Source organism: Dactylosporangium sp. CA-233914 (genome assembly GCF_050942935.1).
GTDB lineage: Bacteria > Actinomycetota > Actinomycetes > Mycobacteriales > Micromonosporaceae > Dactylosporangium.
Genome location: NZ_CP192030.1, coordinates 5,700,405 through 5,721,195 on the forward strand (window position 1 = coordinate 5,700,405; position 20,791 = coordinate 5,721,195).

General features: G+C 73.2%; 22 protein-coding genes and 1 pseudogene. 12 read left to right on the forward strand and 11 right to left on the reverse strand.

The features are described 5' to 3' along the window. Positions 1 to 43 precede the first annotated feature (43 nt). Positions 44 to 184 (forward strand): hypothetical protein, encoded by a 141-nt coding sequence (locus ACQPY0_RS25190; RefSeq protein ID WP_432993322.1) that lies wholly within the window; start codon positions 44 to 46, stop codon positions 182 to 184. A gap of 51 nt (positions 185 to 235) precedes the next feature. Here ACQPY0_RS25190 and ACQPY0_RS25195 read toward each other — a convergent pair whose 3' ends face one another. The 3 genes from ACQPY0_RS25195 to ACQPY0_RS25205 all read right to left on the reverse strand — a co-directional run bounded on the left by ACQPY0_RS25195 (position 236) and on the right by ACQPY0_RS25205 (position 3,371). Then, positions 236 to 454: a hypothetical protein gene (locus ACQPY0_RS25195; RefSeq protein ID WP_432993324.1), complete on the reverse strand. Its 219-nt coding sequence runs from the start codon at positions 452 to 454 to the stop codon at positions 236 to 238. 171 nt (positions 455 to 625) lie between these two features. Next, positions 626 to 1,423, reverse strand: coding sequence for a hypothetical protein (locus ACQPY0_RS25200; RefSeq protein ID WP_432993326.1), 798 nt, complete (start codon positions 1,421 to 1,423; stop codon positions 626 to 628). Between the two features lie 172 nt (positions 1,424 to 1,595). Next, the gene (locus ACQPY0_RS25205) at positions 1,596 to 3,371 is read right to left on the reverse strand and encodes a hypothetical protein (RefSeq protein WP_432993328.1); all 1,776 of its coding nucleotides are present in this window, start codon (positions 3,369 to 3,371) and stop codon (positions 1,596 to 1,598) included. A gap of 514 nt (positions 3,372 to 3,885) precedes the next feature. Here ACQPY0_RS25205 and ACQPY0_RS25210 point away from each other — a divergent pair. Next, the gene (locus tag ACQPY0_RS25210) at positions 3,886 to 4,845 is read left to right on the forward strand and encodes a hypothetical protein (protein WP_432993330.1); all 960 of its coding nucleotides are present in this window, start codon (positions 3,886 to 3,888) and stop codon (positions 4,843 to 4,845) included. A gap of 13 nt (positions 4,846 to 4,858) precedes the next feature. Next, on the forward strand, positions 4,859 to 5,518 hold the full coding sequence (locus ACQPY0_RS25215; protein WP_432993332.1) for a GntR family transcriptional regulator: 660 nt from the start codon (positions 4,859 to 4,861) through the stop codon (positions 5,516 to 5,518). Here ACQPY0_RS25215 and ACQPY0_RS25220 read toward each other — a convergent pair. Together ACQPY0_RS25220 and ACQPY0_RS25225 are read right to left on the reverse strand one after the other, a co-directional pair. Further along, complete coding sequence (locus ACQPY0_RS25220) at positions 5,491 to 5,913, reverse strand: DUF6069 family protein (protein WP_432993334.1); 423 nt, start codon at positions 5,911 to 5,913, stop codon at positions 5,491 to 5,493. The two genes, ACQPY0_RS25215 and ACQPY0_RS25220, sit on opposite strands and share 28 nt — an antisense overlap. Next, a complete protein-coding gene (locus ACQPY0_RS25225) occupies positions 5,910 to 6,533 on the reverse strand; it encodes a TetR/AcrR family transcriptional regulator (protein WP_432993336.1) in 624 nt (207 codons plus the stop codon). The genes ACQPY0_RS25220 and ACQPY0_RS25225 overlap by 4 nt, the downstream gene beginning before the upstream one ends. Before the next feature lie 137 nt (positions 6,534 to 6,670). Between ACQPY0_RS25225 and ACQPY0_RS25230 the strand changes: the two genes are divergently transcribed. The 7 genes and pseudogenes from ACQPY0_RS25230 to ACQPY0_RS25260 all read left to right on the forward strand — a co-directional run bounded on the left by ACQPY0_RS25230 (position 6,671) and on the right by ACQPY0_RS25260 (position 14,393). Continuing rightward, positions 6,671 to 7,993, forward strand: coding sequence for an MFS transporter (locus tag ACQPY0_RS25230; RefSeq protein WP_432993338.1), 1,323 nt, complete (start codon positions 6,671 to 6,673; stop codon positions 7,991 to 7,993). 67 nt (positions 7,994 to 8,060) lie between these two features. After that, complete coding sequence (locus tag ACQPY0_RS25235) at positions 8,061 to 9,854, forward strand: extracellular solute-binding protein (RefSeq protein WP_432993340.1); 1,794 nt, start codon at positions 8,061 to 8,063, stop codon at positions 9,852 to 9,854. A gap of 47 nt (positions 9,855 to 9,901) precedes the next feature. Next, positions 9,902 to 10,480, forward strand: a complete 579-nt coding sequence (locus ACQPY0_RS25240; protein WP_432993342.1) for a hypothetical protein — start codon at positions 9,902 to 9,904, stop codon at positions 10,478 to 10,480. A 117-nt stretch (positions 10,481 to 10,597) separates the two neighbouring features. After that, positions 10,598 to 11,022, forward strand: a pseudogene (locus tag ACQPY0_RS25245) (alpha/beta fold hydrolase); the annotation flags it as partial. Positions 11,023 to 11,039: 17 nt separating this feature from the next. Beyond that, the gene (locus tag ACQPY0_RS25250) at positions 11,040 to 11,192 is read left to right on the forward strand and encodes a hypothetical protein (RefSeq protein WP_432993344.1); all 153 of its coding nucleotides are present in this window, start codon (positions 11,040 to 11,042) and stop codon (positions 11,190 to 11,192) included. A 145-nt stretch (positions 11,193 to 11,337) separates the two neighbouring features. Next, on the forward strand, positions 11,338 to 12,363 hold the full coding sequence (locus ACQPY0_RS25255; protein ID WP_432993346.1) for a hypothetical protein: 1,026 nt from the start codon (positions 11,338 to 11,340) through the stop codon (positions 12,361 to 12,363). A gap of 119 nt (positions 12,364 to 12,482) precedes the next feature. After that, positions 12,483 to 14,393 carry a family 43 glycosylhydrolase gene (locus ACQPY0_RS25260; protein WP_432993348.1) on the forward strand — a complete coding sequence of 637 codons (1,911 nt, stop codon included), beginning with the start codon at positions 12,483 to 12,485 and terminating at the stop codon, positions 14,391 to 14,393. On the opposite strand, the gene ACQPY0_RS25265 is transcribed toward ACQPY0_RS25260, so the two are convergent. The 3 genes from ACQPY0_RS25265 to ACQPY0_RS25275 all read right to left on the reverse strand — a co-directional run bounded on the left by ACQPY0_RS25265 (position 14,387) and on the right by ACQPY0_RS25275 (position 17,706). Beyond that, entirely contained in the window at positions 14,387 to 15,979 is a 1,593-nt protein-coding gene (locus ACQPY0_RS25265; RefSeq protein WP_432995385.1) for a sodium:solute symporter family protein, read from the reverse strand. The two genes, ACQPY0_RS25260 and ACQPY0_RS25265, sit on opposite strands and share 7 nt — an antisense overlap. A gap of 35 nt (positions 15,980 to 16,014) precedes the next feature. Next, positions 16,015 to 16,212 carry a DUF3311 domain-containing protein gene (locus tag ACQPY0_RS25270; RefSeq protein ID WP_432993350.1) on the reverse strand — a complete coding sequence of 66 codons (198 nt, stop codon included), beginning with the start codon at positions 16,210 to 16,212 and terminating at the stop codon, positions 16,015 to 16,017. Between the two features lie 72 nt (positions 16,213 to 16,284). After that, positions 16,285 to 17,706, reverse strand: coding sequence for a hypothetical protein (locus ACQPY0_RS25275; protein ID WP_432993352.1), 1,422 nt, complete (start codon positions 17,704 to 17,706; stop codon positions 16,285 to 16,287). A gap of 117 nt (positions 17,707 to 17,823) precedes the next feature. Between ACQPY0_RS25275 and ACQPY0_RS25280 the strand changes: the two genes are divergently transcribed. Together ACQPY0_RS25280 and ACQPY0_RS25285 are read left to right on the forward strand one after the other, a co-directional pair. Then, positions 17,824 to 18,096, forward strand: a complete 273-nt coding sequence (locus tag ACQPY0_RS25280; RefSeq protein ID WP_432993354.1) for a hypothetical protein — start codon at positions 17,824 to 17,826, stop codon at positions 18,094 to 18,096. Between the two features lie 9 nt (positions 18,097 to 18,105). After that, on the forward strand, positions 18,106 to 18,567 hold the full coding sequence (locus ACQPY0_RS25285; protein ID WP_432993356.1) for a hypothetical protein: 462 nt from the start codon (positions 18,106 to 18,108) through the stop codon (positions 18,565 to 18,567). On the opposite strand, the gene ACQPY0_RS25290 is transcribed toward ACQPY0_RS25285, so the two are convergent. The 3 genes from ACQPY0_RS25290 to ACQPY0_RS25300 all read right to left on the reverse strand — a co-directional run bounded on the left by ACQPY0_RS25290 (position 18,515) and on the right by ACQPY0_RS25300 (position 20,657). Then, on the reverse strand, positions 18,515 to 18,976 hold the full coding sequence (locus ACQPY0_RS25290; protein ID WP_432995387.1) for an HAD domain-containing protein: 462 nt from the start codon (positions 18,974 to 18,976) through the stop codon (positions 18,515 to 18,517). The two genes, ACQPY0_RS25285 and ACQPY0_RS25290, sit on opposite strands and share 53 nt — an antisense overlap. A gap of 5 nt (positions 18,977 to 18,981) precedes the next feature. Next, positions 18,982 to 19,521: a hypothetical protein gene (locus tag ACQPY0_RS25295; protein WP_432993358.1), complete on the reverse strand. Its 540-nt coding sequence runs from the start codon at positions 19,519 to 19,521 to the stop codon at positions 18,982 to 18,984. Positions 19,522 to 19,601: 80 nt separating this feature from the next. Then, entirely contained in the window at positions 19,602 to 20,657 is a 1,056-nt protein-coding gene (locus tag ACQPY0_RS25300) for a hypothetical protein (protein ID WP_432993360.1), read from the reverse strand. Between the last annotated feature and the right edge of the window lie 134 nt (positions 20,658 to 20,791).

The following is a 20,791-nucleotide window of genomic DNA, read 5'->3' on the forward strand; positions in this document are numbered from 1 at the left end:
CACGCGGCCAGCGGGCGAGGACCAACGAGGTCCGGATGCCTTCGTGTGGGCGGCCCTCGGCGCCGGCCTCAAGCTGCTCATGCTCACCGACGATGACGGCACCTGCGCCATCCGTGACGCCGTGGCGTGGTGCTCATGGGGGTACAGCAAAAGGAGAACGGCTGAGGTCCTGGAGGTCTGCTGACGCCCGGGGCGGCCGGTTCAGGGAGCCGGCCGCCCGCTACCCGTCCGGGCGCTACGGAACGGTCCGCTCGATGGCCGCCGGGCCGAGTTCGTCGAGCTTCTGCTGGGCCCGGCGCACGTTCCTCGGCGTCGGATCGCGCCCCTCGGCCGCCGCCAGGTCCTCGGCCGTCCACTCCTGCTCCGCGCCCGTGCGGGCGCCGCGGTCCCCGAACGCGTCCACCGTGCGCGCCGCGGCCGGGGTTCCCGAGATTATCGGTGTGTTGTCGTCCATACCCTGGGCTGTACCCTGCCGGGCCCGCCCTAAGCCCTGTACGAGGCTGGCCGCATGGCAACCCCGGGGGACCGGCACGGCGGCCGGGCCTACGAGCGACATGCCCACCAGCCGCAACGTGCTCACCGCCAGGCCGGAGGAGCCGGCCGGGCTCCTCCGGCGCGGTGGTGCTCAGCCGATGAGCTCGTAGACCGGGTCCGGGGCCTCGATGGCGTTGGTCGGGGCGGTGACCGGCTGGACCGAGCCGAAGCCGGTGAAGGTCAGCTCCATGGCCAGGTCCGGGTCGAACGCGGCGCCGTCGATCTTGAAGTTTGTCAGGCGGCCGTGCTCGTCGACCGTCGCCGTGAACGGGACCGTTCTGGCCTTGTCGCCGGCCTTCTTGAGCACCGTGTCCGACGGGGCCATGATGCCCTCGACGCCGGTCACGTCGACCGTGCCGGTGAAGTGCGTCTTGTCGGTGCGCTTGACCTCGCCGAGGGCGCCCAGCAGTTCGGTGATGCCGACCTCGGGGTTGCCCGCCGAGTCCAGCGGAATCTGCGTCCCGGTGATCTTCTTGCGGTCGACGTGCATCCAGTGGACCGGGTCCATGCTGAACTGCTTGTTGATGGCGTCGCCGAAGTCGGCCTTGATCCACATGTCGGGGGTGATGATCGTGTACGCGACCGAGACGTGGATGCTCCCCACGTCACCGCCGACCGCGACGTCGCCGCCGATGTCGAGCACCGCGGTGCGGGCGCCCGGGTCGACGCGGCCGCCGCCGCTCATGACGCCCTGCTTGATGGCGAAGTTGTACGCGGTGGTGTCCAGCGCCTTGACCGCCGTGGTCAGGGCCTCCTTTGGCGGCACCGGCGACGACGACGCGGACACGGCCTTGGCCTGCCCGCCCGGGGTCGTGGTGATCTCGGCGTCGCAGGCGGTGAGCGCGCCCGCCGCCAGGGTGAGGGTGAGCAGAGCAGTTATGGGTTTCATCGCGAAGTGTCCTCCTGAGTAGAGCCGTCAGGAGGGTAGGAATCGGGCGGCCCCCGGCGCAGTCGGCTTCCCGTACTACTCAGTGCGACGGGGCCCACACTGTCGGATATCCGGGGGTCGCCCGGTGGCCCCTCATCCGGCGGGGCGCAGGAGGTCCCAGCTCATGGCCCGATCACGGGCAGGCGTCGCTGAGCTCGTGGAACTGGGTGCTGGTCCACCGCTGCTCGCCGTGGCGGTTGACCAGCACCAGCTCGTCGACGGACGGCTTGCCGCCCGGGCACAGCACGGTCGAGGCCGAGATCGCGTACTTCGGCTGGTGGAGCAGGCGCGCGAACCCGGGGCGGTCCAGGTCGTGCTCCGGGCGGGTCGGCTCGAGGTACACCATGAGGACCGTGGCCAGACCGGGCGCCGCCTCCGGCCGGTCGGGCAGCAGCCGGTCGCCGGCGACCGAGCCGAGGCGGTAGACGCGCCTGGCCGCCGTGTCGGTGAGCGCGGGGGCGCGCTCGTCGAGCCGCAGCCGGGCACCGGGGTCGTTGCGCAGCAGGCTCGCGGCGAGCTCCAGTTCCCGGCGGTACGCCAGCTGGTCCGCGGCCGGGGCGGCGCCGGACGCGTTGCGCAGCAGCTCCACCAGCGCGTCCGGGTTCTCCACGCGCCCGGACTCGGTGATCGCCCGCACCTCCGGGATCAGCTGCCCGGCGATCGTCAGCTCGAGCGCGGCCAGGAACCGCTCCCGATCCTGGGGCGTCAGCCCGGCCCGCCCGCGCGTGAGCACGTCGGCCGCGTCGAGCATCACCGCCTGCAGCGCGGGGTCGAGCCCACTGACCTTTGTGGACAGCGACGGGTCGAACTGCAGCGCCGCCACCCGCTGCCGGGCGCCGGGGTCGAGGCCGTCCAGCGCCGGGCAGTACACCTGCGCGTTGGAGGCCGGCCTGGCCGCCGTCGTGCGGAACGTCATCACCGGCGTCGTCTTCGACGCGTTGGGCGCCAGCTCCCCGAGGTGCACGGAGCGCGGCTCCATGCCCGGGTTCACCGATGCGATGACCGTCACGTCGCACGGCGCGGTGCCGGTGTTCGTGACCACCGCGGTCCACGAGCACTGCCCGCCACCGCACCCGCCGTCCTCGGACCGGACCGAGAACTTCGGCGCGGTCAGCTTCACCGTCGCCTGCGTGGCCGGCTGCCGGTCCGCGCCGAACACCTCGTCGACGGCCTTCGTCACCCGGGCCAGCTCGTTGTCGTCCGGTGTGGACAGTGCCACGCCGACGTACGGCGGCACCGTGTTCGGCTGGCGCGCCACCACGAACGCCGGACTCGCGTCCAGCCGCGCCGGCTGCAGCGGGCCGAACCCGGTCAGATGCCCGCCGAACCACACCACGCTCGCGGGCCTGGTCCGCGCCACGGCGAGCAGCCAGTCGCCGTTGTCGAGCACGTCGACGTCGCCGGCCGGCCCCGGCCAGGGCAGGCTCCCGGTGGCCTTCGGCGCCCCGGCCGCGGCGATGCGTACCGACTCCGCCAGCCCCTTCGGCGTCAGCGCCCGCCCGATGTCGATCGGCAGGATCGTGCCGTCCTTGGGCAGAATCCACTTGTCGGCGAGCGCGGAGGCCTGCGCCGGCGCGCGCCGCGACCACCAGTCGGCGTCGCCGCGCACGACGGTGCGCGTCCCGTTGGTCCGCACCTCGGCCCGCCCACCCCCGGGATCGGTGACGGTCCCGCTGCCCAGCCCGGAGGCGGCAACGGTGAACGAGGCATCGACAAGCGTCCCGTTACGATCGCCGAAGGTCAATTCCACATGTGTACCGCGCGAGCCCGCGATCCCCGCGACGGCGTCCCCGACCCCGAAGTCACCGCCGGCGTCCCGCTCCCCGCCGCCGCGCAAGACCGCCACAACGCCCCCGGCGGCGAGCACGGCAACCACGATCCCGGCCGCGATGAGCCGCCCTTTGCTCAACAGCCGTCGCCGACCGCCCGGCTCCCTCCTGGTTACGCGACCCGGCTCCGGCCCCGCCGTGGCGCCTCGCCCCCAGCCCGCCGCCCGGCCCGGCTCGCTGATTCCCGCCGCGCCCCGTCCGCGACCCGGCTCCAGGTCTTGCTCCCGGTCCTGGCCCGCGCCTGGTCCTTGATCCGAAACCTCCGGCATACCCCACAACGGCAGCCGCGGCTCGGGCGGATACATCTCGGGCGCCCCAGGCGGTGCCGGCGCGTACACGTCATCGGGAAACGGCTCGTCATCCCCGCCGGCATCGGGTTCGGCGCCCGGCTGAACCGGCGGCGATGCCCACGGCGACGGCGCCTCGAAGGGAGAGGCCGCGTGCCGAGCCGGTCGAGCCCACGGCGACGGCTCCTCGTCCTCGCGCCCACCCATCCCCGGCTCCCCGATCCCGACTACCGAACGTCATCGATACGCTGCGCTCGGATGGTACCGTGGCAGCCTCGATGGAACGGCATGGAACGCGGGCCAGTGTGTGACCCCGGCCGAGCTCCAGCACCCCCTCCCGGCGGCCCTCGAGGTCCTGCGCCGCTGGGCACCGACCCTGGATGTCGAGGCAGCGGCCGGCCGGGCCCCGATCCAGTGGCTCAACCCGTGGGACGAGGTTCCGTCCCCGGAGCGGACCGCGAGCTACGGCGACCTCGACCCTCCGCCGAAGGCGGTCACGGTCCTCCCGCGCGACCAGGCCAACCGGTTCGCCGTCACCCAGCCCGCCAGAGTCGACGCCCTGGCCGAGTGGCTGACCGCGCGGATCGCGACCCTGCTCCCGCCGCCGGGCTCCCACCGGGTGCGGGACCTGCTGACCTGCATCGCCGACCTGATGGTCACCTGGATCGCGGTGGACCCGGACATCCTGTTGCTGACCCCGGCGGACGGGGCCGTACACCTGCTGCACCGAACGGGCGACCGGACAACCCGCTTCTCCTTCATCAGGGCTGAGGAGCCGCCGCCCACGTCCCCGGTGGCGGTGGCGGACCTGCTGTCGTTCCTCCTGCCAGTGACCCCCACGCGAGGCGTCCGCTTCGCGCTCCGCCCGGGCCCGGTGGACGTCCCCGGCCTGCACGAGGTCGACGAACGCACGGTGTACGAGTCCCTGTGCCGTGCGGCGTACCTCCACGCCACCGCCATCGGCCGCCCGGGTCTGGAGCTGGCTCGCCTGGCGGTACGCCTGGTCCAGGACGTCCTGGACACGGCTCTGGCGACGGCGGGCCCGCCGGCCACCTGGCACGCGGCCAACGTCCCCGAGCGGGCCCGCTTCACCGCGGAAGGCACCCCGGGCTGCGTTGTCCTGGCCGGCCCCGAACGCGTATGCCGCATCGACATCGGCTTCCTGAGCCCCGCTGGCCCCGGGCCCGGGACGGTGGGCGGTGGATTGTTCAACGATCCGGCATTGTGCGATGCTGCTGGGTGTGACTCGTGCTGCCGCGACCGGTGACTGGACCCTTCGGTTGGCCGATGACCGTGCGCAGCTCGATCGGGGTGGATACGGCGAGCGGGTCGCCGACGTGCTGCGGGATCGGATCACCGAAGGGGTGTTTCCGCCCGGGACCCGGCTCAGCGAGGAGGCCCTGCGGGAGGCGCTCGGGGTCTCGCGGAACACGCTTCGCGAAGCGTTCCGGCTGCTGTCCCACGAAGGGCTGCTCACCCACGAGTTCAACCGCGGCGTGTTCGTCCGCGAGCTCACCGCCGACGACGTCCGCGACCTCTACGCGATCCGGCGGATTCTCGAAGGGGCCGCGGTCCGGGGCGTGAACTTCGCGCCGCCGGGGGCCGTCGAGCGGGTTCGGGAGGCGGTCGAGGCGGCCGAGGAGGCGGCCTCGCGGGGTGCCTGGGTCGAGGTCGGCACCGCCAACATGCGGTTCCACCAGGCCGTGGCGGGGCTGGCCGGCAGCCGGCGGGTCAGCGAGACCGTCCGGCGGCTGCTCGCCGAGCTCCGGCTCGTGTTCCTGGTGATGTCGGCGCCCCGGGAGTTTCACGAGCCGTACCTCAAGACGAACCGTGAGATCTACGAGCTGCTCGCCGCCGGGAACGCGAAGGCCGCCGACAAGGCGCTCGCCGTCTATCTCGACGCGGCCGAGCGTCAGCTGCTGGGGGCCTTCGGGCGCTGAACGTCCGGGCGCCGGCGGCCGGTCGGGCGCAGCAGCGGGATCAGGACCGCGGCCACGGCCACGTGCATCAGGGCCAGCGGAAGCTTGGTGGACATCGGCGTGCCCGGACCCGTCAGCGGCGCGAAGGACAGCGCCAGGACCACCAGCGCGCAGGCCGGCCAGATCGCCGGCGCTCGCCGGGTCAGGCGCTCCAGGACAGCCAGCAAGGCCCAGCCGGCCAGCGACGCGAGCAGGGCCAGCGTCACGACCACCGGCAGGCCGACGTCCAGCGGGGGGCCGCCGCGGTTGTCCGCCACGACCAGGCGGTGGCCGAGGCCCGGGACGGCGATCAGCCAGATCGCGGCCGGGGCCGCCACTGCGCCGAGGACGGCCGCGGCGCGGCGGGCGGCGCTCACCGCAGGGCTCCGTGCAGGAACAGGTCGACCAGGTCGGCCACGGTGGCGTCGGAGGTTCCCGGGAAGCGGCCCCGGGCGAACATGAAGCCCAGGAAGACGTCCGCGGCCGTGGCGGCCGGCAGCCGGAGCTGATCGGCCTCGGGCTCGAAGAGCTCGGCGAGCGCGGCCTTCGTGGCGGCCTGGGAGGCGTCCCGGCCGGCGGAGCGGTCTTCGGGTGAGGGTGACGCCGGCGCGGTGCGCGACGGCGGGTGGCCGGTGGCGTGCAGGGAGCCGATCACCGCGCCCATCCTGCTCAGGTGGGCCTGCAGGGCCTCGGCCGCCTCCACCAGGCGGTCCGCCAGGGGCTGGTCCAGCGAGATCGTCTCCAGATGTGCCAGCAGGTGGGTCGGGTCCAGAGCGCGCAGGACGCACGCCTGCAGCAGTTCGTCCTTGTCGGCGAAGACGCGGAAGATCGTGGCCTCGCCGATGCCCGCGGCGCGGGCGATCTGGGCCGTGGTGACCTTGCTGCCGTACTCCGCGACGAGCGGCAACGCCGTCTGCAGGATCATCTCGCGGCGCTGTTCGGTGCTCATGCCGGGCGCGCGGCGCCTCGGGGCGTCCGCGGCGGGGTTCGGTGTCATGGACCCGAGGCTACGGAGTGAGTACTCACTCCGTCAAGTGGGAATTGATGGTCTTGCACCGATCTATTGCTGAATCGTTGAACAATCCTCTACCTTGAGCGGTGAGCCTGCTCACACGATCCGTTAGGAGCCCACCCATGGCAGAGCGGACAACCCAGGCACAATCCCGGCACTCGGCACCGCGGCGGGTCATTCTCGCCGGCCTGATCGGCACCTCGCTGGAGTGGTACGACTTCTTCCTCTACGGCTCCGCCGCGGCGCTCGTCTTCGGCAAGCTCTTCTTCCCGACCTTCGCCCCGGTGACCGCGACGCTGCTCGCCTTCACCACCTACGCCATCGGCTTCGTCGCGCGGCCCCTCGGCGGCATCGTCTTCGGCCACTTCGGCGACCGCGTCGGGCGCCGGGGCGTGCTCGTCGTGACGCTGGTGCTCATGGGCGCCGCGACCTTCGCGATCGGGCTGCTGCCGACCTACGCCACGTGGGGCGCGGTGGCCCCGATCGTGCTGGTGACGCTGCGATTCCTGCAGGGCCTCGGGCTCGGCGGCGAGTGGGGCGGCGCCGTGGTCATGACAATGGAGCACGGCGGGGCGGCGCGGCGCGGGCTCAACGCGGCGTGGCCGCAGGTCGGCGTGCCGGCGGGGAACCTGCTCGCGGCCGGCGTGCTGTGGGTGCTCAACGCGGTGCAGCCCGACGCGGCCTTCCTGTCGTGGGGATGGCGGGTACCGTTCCTGCTCTCCGGCGTCCTGGTGCTCGTCGGGCTGTGGATCCGCTTCGCCGTCGCGGAGTCGCCGCAGTTTCGCGCCGTAGCGGACGAGACGTCACCGATGCCGCTGGTCGAGGTGCTGACCAGGCACCCGCGCGGGCTGCTCGTGGCGATGGCCGCGCGGGTCGGCACCGACGTCGCCTTCTACGTGTTCACGCTCTACGTGCTCACCTACGTCACCGGCACCGTGAAGCTGCCGCGGGACTACGCGCTGTCGGCGGTACTGATCGGATCGGGTGTGCAGCTGGCGCTCATCCCGCTCTTCGGGGCGCTGTCGGACCGCGTCGGGCGCCGGCCGGTGTACGCCGCGGGGGCGATCGGCGCCGGCGTGTGGGCGTTCGCGTTCTTCCCGCTGCTGGACACTGGCAACCGGGCCGCCATCGTGCTCGCCGTCGCCGTCGCGCTGATCGCGCACGCGGCCATGTACGGCCCCCAGGCCGCCTTCGTGGCCGAGCAGTTCTCCACGCGGCTGCGCTACTCGGGCGCGTCGATGGGGTACCAGATCGCGGGCATCTTCGGCGGCGCCCTGGCACCCATCGTCGCCGTGAAGCTGGTCGCCGCCACCGGCACCGCGACGAGCGTGGCCGTCTACGTCGCCGGGGCGCTGGTGCTGACCGGCGTCGGGCTGGCCTTCGCCCGGGACGAGCGCGAGCCGGCCCCGCAGGCCGCGCCGGAGATGGCCGAGGTGGTCGCGTGAACCAGCGGCCACGGGACGTCTGGACCGCCTCGCTCATGGACGATGTGAGGTACTGGTGTCAGCCCGCGTGAGAAGCCGGGCGCCGCTGGCGGCCGCGGTCGTGGCCGGCCTGGTCGCCATCGGCGGCACCTACCTGTGGCTGCGGCCGGAGAAGGCCGACGGAAACCGGGGGCGCGGCGAGTGCACGCAGATCGAGGTCAGCGCCTCCACGGAGAAGGGCGACCTGCTGGCGGAGCTCGCCTCGCGGTACAACAACGCGGGCCGGACCTTCGACGGGCACTGCGCGGGCGTCGCGGTGCACAAGAAGACCTCCGGCGCGGCGATGGAGTCGCTCGTCGCGGGCTGGGACCCGGCCCGCGACGGCGCCCCGGCGCCGCAGGTGTGGACGCCGTCGTCGTCGCTGTGGCTCGGGCTCATGCGCGAGCGGGCCGCGGCCACCGACCGCACCGCGCCGCTGGGCGACACCCCCGGCTCCGACGTGCCCTCGATCGCGCAGAGCCCGCTGACGATCGGCATGCCCAAGCCGATGGCTGAGGCGCTCGGCTGGCCGGACAAGCCGCTCGGCTGGGCCGACGTGCTGGCGCTGGCGTCCGACCCGCGCGGCTGGGGCGCCGCCGGGCACCCGGAGTGGGGCCGGTTCACGCTCGGCAAGGACAACCCGCACCTGTCGACGTCGGGCCTGGCGGCGACGGTGGCGGCGTTCTACGCGGCCAGCGGCAAGTCCAGCGACCTGACCGAGACGGACCTGAGCCGGCCGCGGGTGGCCGACTTCGTGCGCGGCGTCGAGGCGAGCGTCGTGCACTACGCCGACGACGCCGTGAAGTTCCTCGTCAACCTGGCCGAGGCCGACGCGCAGGGCCGCGCGACCTCCTACGTCAGCGCCGTCGCCATGCAGGAGCAGCTGCTGTACCTCTACGACAGCGGCGCCCCCGACGGCGACCCGGCCCGGATCGGCAAGGGGCGCCGGCCCTCGGTCCCGCTGGTCGCCGTACACCCGAAGGACGGCACGCTGATGATGGACCACCCGTTCGTGCTCCTCGCCTCGGCCACGGCGCAGCAGCGGGCCGCGGCGGCGGACTTCCTGGACTTCCTGCGCCGGCCCGAGCAGCAGCAGCGCTTCGCCGACGTCGGCTTCCGCGACTACCGGGGCCAGGCCGGGCCGGCGCTCTCGGCCGCGATCGGCATGCCCGGCGGGCAGCCGCCGCTGTCGCTGATCGACCCGCCGGCCCCGAGCGTGCTGTCGCGCATGCTGGCGGGCTGGGACGACCTGCGCAAGAAGGCCCGCGTCCTGCTCGTCATCGACGTGTCCGGCTCGATGGACGAGTCGGCCGGGGGCGGGCGGACGCGGCTGGAGGCGGCCAAGCTTGCGGTGGCCGAGGGGCTGAAACGCCTGCATCCGGACGACGAGGTGTCGCTGTGGCGGTTCTCGACCGAGGACGCCGGCGGGCCGCGGCCGTACGCCGAGGTCGTGCCCTTCGCCCCGATGCGCACGAACGGGGCGGCGCTCACCGCGGCCGTCAAGGGGCTGCACCCGGAGGGCGGCACCGCGCTGTACACCACCGTGCGCGCGGCCCAGGAGAGCATGCTGGCGGGCTACGCGGCCGACCGGATCAACGCGGTCGTCGTGCTCACCGACGGCAAGAACGAGTATCCGCGCGACAACGACCTCGACGCGCTCCTGCGCGACGTCAACGCCGACGACCTCGAGCGGTCGGTGCGGGTCTTCGCCATCGCCTTCGGCGACAAGTCGGACCTCAAGACGCTGGACCGCATCGCGCGGGCGTCCCGGGCCGCGGCCTACGACGCGCGCAACCCGTCCACCATCGACGATGTGTTCGTCTCGGTGCTGAGCAACTTCTGAGCATTGCCGCCGGTGGATATCCTGGGCGAGGGGAGGTGCGAGCGGGTATGCGGTACGTCCGGGCGGTGCTGACCGCCGCGGCGGTCGGGGTTTGCGGGCTGCTGGCCGTGTGGGCCGGGCACATCGGCGCCGCGGGGTTCTGGCGCGCGGCGCTGATGGCCGGGGTCGCCATGTTCGCGTGCGTCGCCCTGGCGGTGGTGGTGCCGCTGATCGGCTTCGACGACGGGGAGGCCGGCTGTGGGCTGCTCTTTCCGGCGTTCATCCTGGTCGCGGCGACCACCTGGCTGACCACCGTCGACATCGAGGTCCGGTCCGGGCAGTGGCGGGACGTCGTGGTGATGGACAACAAGTGTGTGGCCAACGACAGCGGCTGCTCGTGGCAGTTCCGGGTCAGCGACGCCCGGACCGAACAGGACCTGGGCTGGATCGGCTGCGACGCCGAGCCCTGGCCGGGCCGTGGCGACCGCACCCGGGTGCGTACGGACCCGGCCGGCGCGCACAAGCCGAGCCTGGAGGCGTGCGCGCACACCTCGCACGGGTGGACCATCGCGCTCAGGTGCGTCTACGGCGTCTGGCTGCTGATCATGATCGGCGGGTTCTGGGGCGCGGTCGCCGTCCTCGACTGAGGGCGACCAGCATTGACATCCGTAATATATCGACGTACAACACTGTGTAAGCGCTCTCCCCGTGCCCGCCCGGGCTGGCCGCCACCGGCCCGGGCGGGCGCACCCTGCCAGCCCCGTCTGGAGGGCCGGCTCGCGGTCGGCGACGGCCACGAGGTGTACGACGCGGTCAGCGGCGACCCGCACGGCGCGCCCGCGCTCGTCGTGCACGGCGGCCCCGGCTCCGGCTCCTCGGCCGGGGCGCGGCGGCTGTTCGACCCCGCGCGATACCGCATCGTGCAGTTCGATCAGCGCGGCTGCGGCCGCAGCACCCCGCCCGCGAGCGACCCGGGCGCCGACATGGAGCGGCTCCGGGAGCATCTCGGGATCGCCCGGTGGCTGCTGTACGGCGGGAGCTGAGGCTCCACCTGATCCTCGCCTACGCCGTGCGCCGTGGCGAGCTGGACTGGCTTTACCGCGGCGTCGCCCGCTTCCTGCCCGAGCAGTGGCACCGCTTCAGCGCCTTCGTGGACCATGCGGACGACGTCGTCGGCGCCTACGCGCGGCGGCGACCCGCGACCACGTGGCCCGCGAGTGGGTGACCTGGGGGGACGCGGTCATCGGGCACGAGGTGACGGGCAAGCCGGACGCGTACAGCGACCGCCCGCCCCGCGACCTCGGCTGCTGGCTTGACGGCGACGAGTTGCTGCGCGGTGCCGCCCGCCTGGCCCGGTAGGGAGCTCGTCGTCATCGACGGGGCCGGGCCGCCTGAGCCGTCAGTCAGCCTTCGTCCGGCGTACGCCCGGGCGCCATTCAAGTTCATCGAATCATTCCTACATTCGCGTACGTCAATCAAAAGACGCATTGTGGGAGCAAGCACCATGCTCGGTACCTCTCTGAAGGCGGCCGGCCTCGCGCTGGCCACCGCGGCGGCGGGCACGCTCGCCGCGTTGACGGTGGCGGCCCCGGCGCACGCGGCGGTCACGCCCGCGGCCCTGGCGCAGCGCTGGGCCCCGATCCACTACCAGGACGTCGACCAGACCGGCGCGCACGCGATCGGCGGCCGCGCCGACTACATCACGAAGGTGGACTTCGACGGCGACCTGGTGGGGCGCAACAACTGGGAGCACGCGCCGAGCTACCAGCTCAAGGCCTACGTGTACTACTCGGTGGTCGAGACGAGCACCCACTGGTACCTGACGTACATGTTCTTCCACCCGCGGGACTGGATCGACCACCCGTTCTTCGAGACCGAGCACGAGAACGACGCCGAGGGCGTGCTGTTCGCGGTGGAGAAGGACGGCTCCACCTACGGCGTGCTGCGCGCCGCGGTGACCGTCGCGCACAGCGACTTCTACTCGTTCACCCCGGCGGGGAGCACCTGGACCAACGGCGGGGAGACGGTGGACGGCTCGGTGCAGCTGAAGGCCTCGCCGTACGACTCCTTCCAGCACCCGGTGACCGCGCAGGAGACTCACGGGCACGGGCTGAAGGCGTGGCCGTACTACGACATCGACAACAACGGCAACGGCGACGGCGTCGTGTACTACCCGTCCACGGTCGCCGAGGCGCCCTCCAGTGCCAACGACCGCGACGTGCAGTACCAGCTGATCGACATCTTCGCCGCAGGCGGCCTGTGGGCCCAGCGCTCCAACACCAACCTCTTCGCCGGCTACGGCAGCTTCGCCGGCGACGACACCAACACGGGCTCCGACAGCTGCGGCAACGGCACCTGGGACTGCACCACCGACTCGGCCAACGCCCCGTGGGGCTGGGACGACGGCAACGACGTGCCGGCCCGCGGCGAGCTCGCCACCGACCCGGCCCGCGTCGCCGCGGCCTACTTCACCGTGCCCGGCACGCTCGCGCGCACCTACACCTCGAACCAGTACACCGCCGCGAGTTAGGCGACTCGTCGACAGAACGGCGGCTCCGATGGCATCGACGATCCTTGACGGGTTCGTTGAGTTGTGTGCAATCTTTACGGAACCTGTGCGTTCCAACACGACCATCGGAGCCGCCACCGATGTCCAGACGACTTCTCGCCGCGCTGCTGGCCGGCGGGCTCATCGCCGCGCTCGCACCGGCCCTGCCCGCCGCGGCCGCGATCCCCGACTACACCACGGCGGAGGCGGGGAACCCCTTCGCCGACGGGTGGTACGCCGACCCCGACATCGCCGTGTACGACAACACGTACTGGGTCTTCCCGACCACCTCGAAGGGCTACTCCGAGCAGACGTACCTCGACGCCTTCTCCTCCACCGACCTGGTCACCTGGACCAAGCACAGCAACGTGCTCACCACCGCGAACGTCTCCTGGGCGTCGTACGCGATGTGGGCGCCCGCCCCGATCCGGCGTAACGGCAAGTACTACCTGTACTTCGCGGCCAACGACATCCAGAACAACTCGGCGCTGGGCGGCATCGGCGTGGCCGTCGCCGACAACCCCGCCGGCCCCTACCAGGACGCGCTCGGCAAGCCGCTCATCGGGCAGTACTACAACGGCGCCCAGCCCATCGACCAGGACGTCTTCATCGACGACGACGGGCAGGCCTACATCTACTACGGAGGCCACGGGCACGCGAACGTCGCCCGCCTGGGCGCCGACATGACGAGCATCGGCACGTTCCCGGACGGCAGCACCTACAAGGAGATCACGCCGGCCGGCTACGTCGAGGGCTCGCAGATGTTCAAGCGCAACGGCAAGTACTACCTGATGTGGTCCGAGGGCGGCTGGACCGGCCCCGACTACTCGGTCTCCTACGCCATGTCGGCCTCGCCGACCGGGCCGTTCACCCGGCTGGACAAGGTGCTCGCGCAGGACCCGGCGGTGGCGAAGGGCTCCGGGCACAACTCGGTGGTCAACGTGCCCGGCACCGACACGTGGTACATCTTCTATCATCGCCGGCCGCTGAGCGAGACCGACGGCAACCACCGCCAGCTCGCCTACGACCGGATGAACTTCAACGCCGACGGCACCATCCAGCGCGTCACCATGCGGGTCAGGGACAACTTCGCCGACGGCAACGCGCTGGGCTGGAAGACCCACGGCGGCAGCTGGAGCGCCGTCAACGGCCGCTACGAGGCCGGCAGCTCGCTGGGCGGGAAGGCGTTGCTGGACACCAACTTCGGCGACTTCAGCTACGACGCCGACGTCACCGTCACGTCCGGCGGCGGCGACGCGGGCCTGGTGTTCCGGGCCACCGGCGCGGCGACGGGCACGGACGCGTACAACGGCTACTACGCCGGGATCAGCCCCGCCGGCCGGGTGGTGCTCGGCCGGGCCGCCAACAACTGGACGCAGCTGGGATCCGCGAACCTGGCCGTCGCGGTGGGGACGACCTACCACCTGCGGGTCACGGCGGTCGGCTCGTCGATCAAGGTGTACGTCGACGACCTGGCCAACCCGAGGATCAGCGTGACGGACGCGACCTATGCCGCCGGTGCCGACGGCGTGCGGGTCTTCAACGCCGCGGCCGCCTTCGACAACGTGGCGATCGGCGCGCCGACCGGGCCCGGCACGAACCTGGCCCAGGGCCGCCCGGCGACCGGACCGACGCCGTGCGTGGCGTCCGAGGGGCCGGAGAAGGCCGTCAACGGCAGCGTCGCCGGTGGCAACTCCGACAAGTTCTGCTCCTCGGTCGCCGGGGCCTGGCTGCAGGTCGACCTCGGCGCGACGAAGAGCATCTCCCGGTTCGAGGTGGCGCACGCCCAGGCCGGCGGGGAGGCGGCCGCGTACAACACCAGGGCCTTCACGATCTCGGTCTCCGACGACGGCACGAGCTGGACCCGGGTGGTGAACGTCGCGAACAACACCGCGGCGAACACCACCCACCCGGTCAGTGCCGTCGCGGGCCGCTACATCCGGCTCGACGTCGGGACCCCGACGCAGGGCGCGGACGGCGCGACCCGCATCTACGAGCTGCGAGCCTACTGACGGGGGTGGTAGCGGGTCGCGGCGTGGGCGCCGGCGGGGCTGGTGGGCAGGCCGTCGAGGAGGGTCTCGAGGCGCTTGACCATCGGGTCGTCGGCGTCCGCGTCGTAGTCGTCCGGGCGGGTGCGGTCGCGGCCGGGGCGGACCCGCGCGGCGCGCAGCAGCATGGTGCCGAGGACGGCGACGGCGAGGTTCACCAGGAGGGCTATGACCCCGACGTAGAGCGCGACGCCGCCGATCGTCGTGATCGAGCCGCCGAAGTGCGCCTTGCCGCCGGGGCCGGGCTGCGGGATGCGGTACAGCATGACGACCCCGACGCCCAGGCCGACGACGAGGCCGGCGATCAGCGCCAGGCGGTGGAACCAGTTCGTCAGCAGCCCGATGAACCCGGCCGGGATCGTCTGCAGGATGATCACGCCGCCGATGAGCTGCAGGTCGACCGAGAACGCCGGGTTGAGCAGCAGGATGCACAGCACCGCGCCGAGCTTCACGGCCAGCGACGTCCACCGGCTCACCCGCGCCTCCTCGGCTGGGGTGGCGGCCGGGCGGAGGTAGGCGCGGTAGATCGAGCGGGTGAACGCGTTCGCGGCCGCGATGGACATGACCGCGGCCGGGATGAGCGCGGCGATGCCGAACGCCGCCAGGGCGATGCCGGACGACCAGGCCGGGAAGAGGCCGTGGAAGAGCTGCGGCATGATCGTGTTCAGGTCGCGGCCGGCCGGCGTGACGCCCTGCGACAGCGCGAAGAAGCCGAGCATCGCCATGAGCCCGAGCACCAGGCAGTAGATCGGCATCGCGGCGGCGTTGCGCTGCACGGTGGAGCGGTCCTTGGCGGCGAGCATCGTGGTCAGCGCGTGCGGGTAGGCGAAGATGGACAGCGCCGAGCCGATGACGAGGGTGACGTACGCGCTCTGCCCGGGCGCGCCGCCGAGCAGCAGCCCGTCGCTCGGTGACGGGGTCGCCGCGAAGTGCTCGCCGGCCTTGCGGAACGCGGTGCCCCAGCCGCCGGACATGGCCACGACCAGCAGCGCGGCGACGACGACCCAGCCGAGCAGGACGTCCTTGGCGATGGACAGCAGGGCCGGGGCGCGCAGCCCGGAGCGGAACGTGCACAGCGACACGATCGTCACCGCGGCCAGCAGCGGCCACTCGCCGGCCATGCCGACCGTCTGCAGCACGGCCTGCAGGGCGGACAGCTGCACGGCGATGTACGGCATGGTCGCCGCGATCCCGGTCAGCGCCACCACCGCGCCCAGCCCCCGCGAGCCGAAGCGGGCGGCGGTGAACTCCGACGGGGTCACGAACCCGTGCCGGTGCGCCACCGACCAGGCCCGCGTGGTGAAGATGAACGACAGCGGGGTGACGATGGTGGCGAACGGCACCGCGAAGAAGCCCATCGCGCCGACGCCGTAGGTCAGGGCGGGGACGGCGACGAAGGTGTAGGCGCTGTACATGCTGCCGCCGAGCAGGAACCAGGTCGTCCAGTTGCCGAACGCGCGGCCGCCGACGCCCCACTCCTCCAGGTTGTGGATGTCCTGCGGGCGCCGCCAGCGGGCCGCGCCGACGCCGAGCAGCAGCATGGCGCCCATGAGCCCGGCGAAGACGGCGGACTCGACCCCGCCGGTCACCGCCCGTACTCCCGCGGCCGGCGGTTGCGCAGGTGCACGACGACGACGATCACCATGGCCAGCAGGACGCAGGCAAGCTGGTAGGTGTAGAAGAACGGGATGCCCCACAGCATGGGGGTGGCGCGGTCGTACAGGGGTGTGAGCAGCGGCGCGGTCGTTGGAATGGCCAGTAACCAGTAACCGGAGCGAGCCATCGATCCTCCTCGCGAAGGAGTGCAGGGGTGCGCCGATCGTACTGGTGAGTAACGTTGCTGTCTGTATCGATTTCATTTCCGTAGGGCGCGACCGGCGCCGGCCACGACCGTCGTGGCGAGCACCCAGCCAGCCGCCATCACGGCCACCGCGACGGCCTTGTCCGCGCCGACCGGGTTCCAGGCGTGCTCGTGGCCGAGGTCGACGAGCGGGACGAGCAGGTCGAGGGTGTACAGCACCGGGTCCCACGTCGGCACCTCGCCCGGCTTCACCGCCGCCAGCGGCCCGCTCCACCCGAACCAGCCGCTGCCCGCCGCGAGGACCGCTACCAGCCACAGCAGCGCCCGCGCCGGCCGGTAGCCGAACCCGATCGTCGCGTCCTGCACCGCGCCCCACAGCGCCCCGAGGCGCCCCATCGCCCGGTGCCGCAGCCGCTCCCGGACCCGCAGGACCTCGCGGGCCTCCTGCTCGCGCCCGTCGCGGCGCAGGGCGGCGGCGAGCTGGTCGTACGGCCCGGGCGCGAACGACGTGTCGAAGCGGGCCATCCACTCCAGCCGCTGCCGGGCGGACCACTGCGTCGTGTCGCCGGAGCGGCGGCTGATCCGGTCGTACGTCAGCCCGCCCAGCTCGATCCGGCACGCCTGCGGCCACTCCACCGGGTTGTCCATGAACCGGCCCACGTGCGCGTCGCGCAGCACGATGGTCCCCGCCGAGCTCGCGGCCGGGCGCAGCGTCAGCATCGCCGTCTCGGCCTCGATGAGCAGCAGCGCGGAGTCGCCGGGGGCGCGCAGCACCGTGCGCTGCAGCGTGATCGCGGCGGCCGCCCGCAGCCCGATGAACATGACCGTGCCGTCGAAGACGCTGTCGTGGACCCATACCCCGCCGCCGACCGTCACCCCGTTGGCGTCGATCGCCGGCCCGCGCTCCGGGGCGGTCGCGGTCAGCTGGGCGATGTTGAGGTCGCCGGCGATGCGGGAGCCGTCGAGGCGGACCCCGGCGCCGTACCGCGCCCCGTGCCCGATCCGCGCGTCGCCCTCGATCACGGCCCGCTGCAGGTTGACGGCGCCGCCGAAGTGCGTGCCGGCCAGGTCGAGCCCGCCGTCGACGCGCACGTGGTGCAGCCACGCCGGCCCGGCCACCCGCGCCTCGCGCATCCCGAACCAGCGTCGCACCCGCAGCGACTCGGCGTCGATCGCGGGCAGTTCGCTGCCGTCGAGGTTGGCCGAGCCGATCTCGGCGTGGTCGAGCACGACCGGCTCGGCGAAGACACAGCGCCGCAGCCGGATCGGCGCGTCGACGCGGGCCCCGGTCAGGTCCAGCTTCCCGGTGATCCGGGCCCCCGCGAGGTCGACCCGGGCGGTGCGGCCGGGGCGCGGCGCCGGCCCGGCCAGCAGCAGCTCGGCGATGACGGCGGCGCGCACGCTCGCCCCGGCGACGTCGATCCGCGCCCCGTCCCGGAAGGCGGCGCGCACGGCGCGCTCGGCTCGGCTCAGCATCTTCGCTCACTCCCGGGGGTAGGGGTCGTGTTCCGCACGCCCACCATCGTGCCGTACCCGGTGCGTCCCTCCACTGTGGAGCGAGCCGGGCGGGTCGCGGACGGGTAGCATGGCCGGGTGATCGACCTCGACCGCTATCCCGAGATCGACCCCGCGCGCGCACCGTCCGGGCCGGCGCTGCTGCGGCGCCGGCCCGGCCTGCGCTCGGCGGTCGTGGCGGTCCTGGCACTGCTGGCCACCGCGCCCGCGGCCCCGCCGCGAACGATGACGGTCGCCCGCGGCACCCCGGTCCCGGCCTCCTGCACCGGTGACGCCCAGGTCGTCGTCACCGGCGACGCCTACCACATCCTCAACGCCGGCTCGGTGGTCCTGACCGGCCGCTGCCCCTGAGCGGGTGTCATGCGGGGATGTGGTGGCAGCGCGCGATGCCTCTGGATCGAGCGGTCCCTGGACTGGCTGCTCGGCGAGGTGCTCACCCCGACCGACGAGCACTTCCCCGGCGCCTACGAGGGCAGCCGCGACGACGCCGAGGCGCTGGTCCGCCGCCGGTGCCGGCACATGGGCGTCGACCGGGCGAGCATCGAACTGGAGCACGAGGAGTCCGACGGCGACCCGCGCCTCGCCGCGGGCCGCCGCCTGGCCTGGTCCGGCGCCGCCGGCCACTACCGGCTGCGCGACGGGCGCGCGGTGAGCGCGGTCCGCGCCGACCTGGCCGCCGCGCCGATGGCCCTGGTCGCGACGGTCGCCCACGAGCTCGGGCACGGTGCGGCGCGGGTCAGCAGCGCGGCCGTGATCGCCTGCGCCCCGATCAGCAGTAGGCCGCCAGCCAGGCCCGCACCGCGGCGAAGTCCGCGGCGGTGAGGCCGGCCCGCCCGTCGACGCGGTGCGGCAGCGCCTCGCCCGCCACGAACGCCCGGTCCGGGTCGCCGATCTCGTCGTCGACCCACACGAACGGGCGCCCGGCGGCGTACGCGACCAGGTCCCTCGTCTTCCAGTGCAGCCCGCCGGTGTCCACTTCGTCGCCCCAGGCCACCACCGGCAGCGGCGGCAGGCCGAGCAGCGGCCCGATCACCTGGTTGGCGTCCTCGCCCCACGTGGTCGCCCACACCAGGTCGCAGCCGAGCGTGAGCAGCCGCGGCCCGTCCGCCGGGTCGAGCCGGGCCAGCAGCGGGTTGCCGAGGCGCTCGGCCGCCGCCTCGACCGCCGGGTGCCGGCCCGTGTCGCGGGGCGCCAGTGGGATCAGGGGTCCGTCGACGTCGAGGAACAGCAGCGGCCTCAGATGTCCACCCCGTGGGTGCGCAGCGCGGCCAGCAGTGTCGCCCCGCCGCGTGGGAACGCGCTGGTGTCGACCTGGTAGCCCAGGCCGCCCGGCCGCACCCGCAGGATCGCGCCGCGCCCGCCGGTGTCCTGCACCGACACCAGCGCCGGGTCGCTCGGCACGACCTCGATCCCGGTGAGCCCGACGGTCCGGCTCACCCGCACCGCCTCGACCGCCGCCCAGGGCACGAGCACCGCCCGCGTGAACGGCGCGCCGAGCTCGAGGCCGCCCGACGAGACCCGCACCCACGGCGAGCGCCGCAGCTGGGTCCCCGCGTACAGGAGCGTGAACGCCACGAACCCGAGGGCGCCGACCGGTGCCGCCACGCGCACCGCGGCCCAGCCGGCCCCGAACACCGCCCCGATCGCGAGCCCGACGCCGGCCATGCCCACCCCCCAGCCGAACGCGGCGAACCCGGCACTGAACAGCACTACGCGCCCGGGCGAGCGGCGGAACAGCACGGCGTCGTCGGACGGGGCCGGCGGCAGATCGACCATGGCACACATGATGCCCGCTCCGCCCGGCGTGCGGAACCGATGACTTCGGCGGCGCGCCGCGTCCGTTCGGCTTTGTGGGCTCATTGGGCACCGGGGGAGTGGGCGACCGCGATCGGCGCCTGGGCCGGGCCCGGCGTGTACCCGTTCGCGGTGTACTCCCGGGCGAACGGCTCCGGGATCGTGAAGTACTCCGCCGCCACCTTCGCCGGGTCGGTCGCGATCTCGCCCCGCCCGGGTGTGTCGTCGTGGTCGTCCCAGCCCCACGGCGCGTGCGCCGAGTTCGTCGTACAGCGGAACGTCCCGTGCCCGCACGCGCCGCGCCCGAACCGTGGCGCGTCCCCCGCGAACGTCCCCGGCGCCGCGAACAGCGCCGGGTCGCCGCGGCGCTGCCACAACCCGCCGGGGGCGAAGATGTCGAGCAGCGCGTACCCGACGTCGGGATCGTGCGCGCCGCGCGGCATCTCGGCGACCTCCGCCGGGTAGTAGACGACGCCGCCGGAGCGCCCGCGGTACGCCTTGAGCCCGTGCCCGTGCGCCTCCTGCGCGGTCACCGGGTGCAGGAGCCCGTCGCGGGTGGAGCGCTGCATCGCCAGGATGCCGTCGATCGTCTCGCGCCCGCCGGACCAGGGGCTGCCGGCGGGTGTGTACGAGAAGAAGTCCGCGTGCGCGACGGTGACGGCGGCGCGCAGCTCGCCGTACCGCGTGCCGTCCCTCGCCACGACCAGCAGCACCCCCTCGGCGTCGTTCTCGTGCTCGGAGTCGAAGAACGGCCGGTTCGTCCAGTCGCGGGAATGGAAGAACAGGTACGTCAGGAACCAGTGCGTGCGGGTCTGCACGACGGAGGCGTACGCGTAGGCGGCCGCCGGGAAGTCGCCCGCGTGCTCCCAGTTGTCCCGCGCGTCCCAGTTCCCGTCGAAGTCGACCCGGGTGACCTTGTCCGCCCGCCCGCCGGCCGAATGGCGGCCGTGCGCGTCCACGTCCTGGTGGTGGATCGGGGCCCAGCGAAGTACCAGCGAGGGATCCGCCCGCAGAGCTGACTCGCGCACCTGCGGTACCGCTTCGGCCGCCCCGCCGCCGACGACCCCGCCGCCGACGATGAGCAGCAGCCCGACCACCAACGCCTTGAGCAGCCGCATACATTCAGGCTCCCGGGCGCGGGGCGCCCGGGCACTAGGGTTGGCTCCCGAATTCGCCCGGGGGACAGCCCCCGTTCGCCCGCGGGAAAGCCGTCAGCCGGCGACGCTGCGATCCGCTCGCGCCGGTTCGGCTC

Excerpts from the sequence above, each read along its gene's own strand:
- ACQPY0_RS25275 (WP_432993352.1), bottom strand. The coding sequence starts at position 17,706 with ATGCTGAGCCGAGCCGAGCGCGCCGTGCGCGCCGCCTTCCGGGACGGG.
- ACQPY0_RS25225 (WP_432993336.1), bottom strand. The coding sequence starts at position 6,533 with ATGACACCGAACCCCGCCGCGGACGCCCCGAGGCGCCGCGCGCCCGGC.
- ACQPY0_RS25300 (WP_432993360.1), bottom strand. The coding sequence starts at position 20,657 with ATGCGGCTGCTCAAGGCGTTGGTGGTCGGGCTGCTGCTCATCGTCGGC.
- ACQPY0_RS25230 (WP_432993338.1), top strand. The coding sequence starts at position 6,671 with ATGGCAGAGCGGACAACCCAGGCACAATCCCGGCACTCGGCACCGCGG.
- ACQPY0_RS25265 (WP_432995385.1), bottom strand. The coding sequence starts at position 15,979 with ATGGGCGCCATGCTGCTGCTCGGCGTCGGCGCGGCCCGCTGGCGGCGC.
- ACQPY0_RS25195 (WP_432993324.1), bottom strand. The coding sequence starts at position 454 with ATGGACGACAACACACCGATAATCTCGGGAACCCCGGCCGCGGCGCGC.
- ACQPY0_RS25270 (WP_432993350.1), bottom strand. The coding sequence starts at position 16,212 with ATGGCTCGCTCCGGTTACTGGTTACTGGCCATTCCAACGACCGCGCCG.
- ACQPY0_RS25200 (WP_432993326.1), bottom strand. The coding sequence starts at position 1,423 with ATGAAACCCATAACTGCTCTGCTCACCCTCACCCTGGCGGCGGGCGCG.
- ACQPY0_RS25255 (WP_432993346.1), top strand. The coding sequence starts at position 11,338 with ATGCTCGGTACCTCTCTGAAGGCGGCCGGCCTCGCGCTGGCCACCGCG.
- ACQPY0_RS25295 (WP_432993358.1), bottom strand. The coding sequence starts at position 19,521 with ATGGTCGATCTGCCGCCGGCCCCGTCCGACGACGCCGTGCTGTTCCGC.
- ACQPY0_RS25285 (WP_432993356.1), top strand. The coding sequence starts at position 18,106 with ATGCGGGGATGTGGTGGCAGCGCGCGATGCCTCTGGATCGAGCGGTCC.
- ACQPY0_RS25240 (WP_432993342.1), top strand. The coding sequence starts at position 9,902 with ATGCGGTACGTCCGGGCGGTGCTGACCGCCGCGGCGGTCGGGGTTTGC.
- ACQPY0_RS25260 (WP_432993348.1), top strand. The coding sequence starts at position 12,483 with ATGTCCAGACGACTTCTCGCCGCGCTGCTGGCCGGCGGGCTCATCGCC.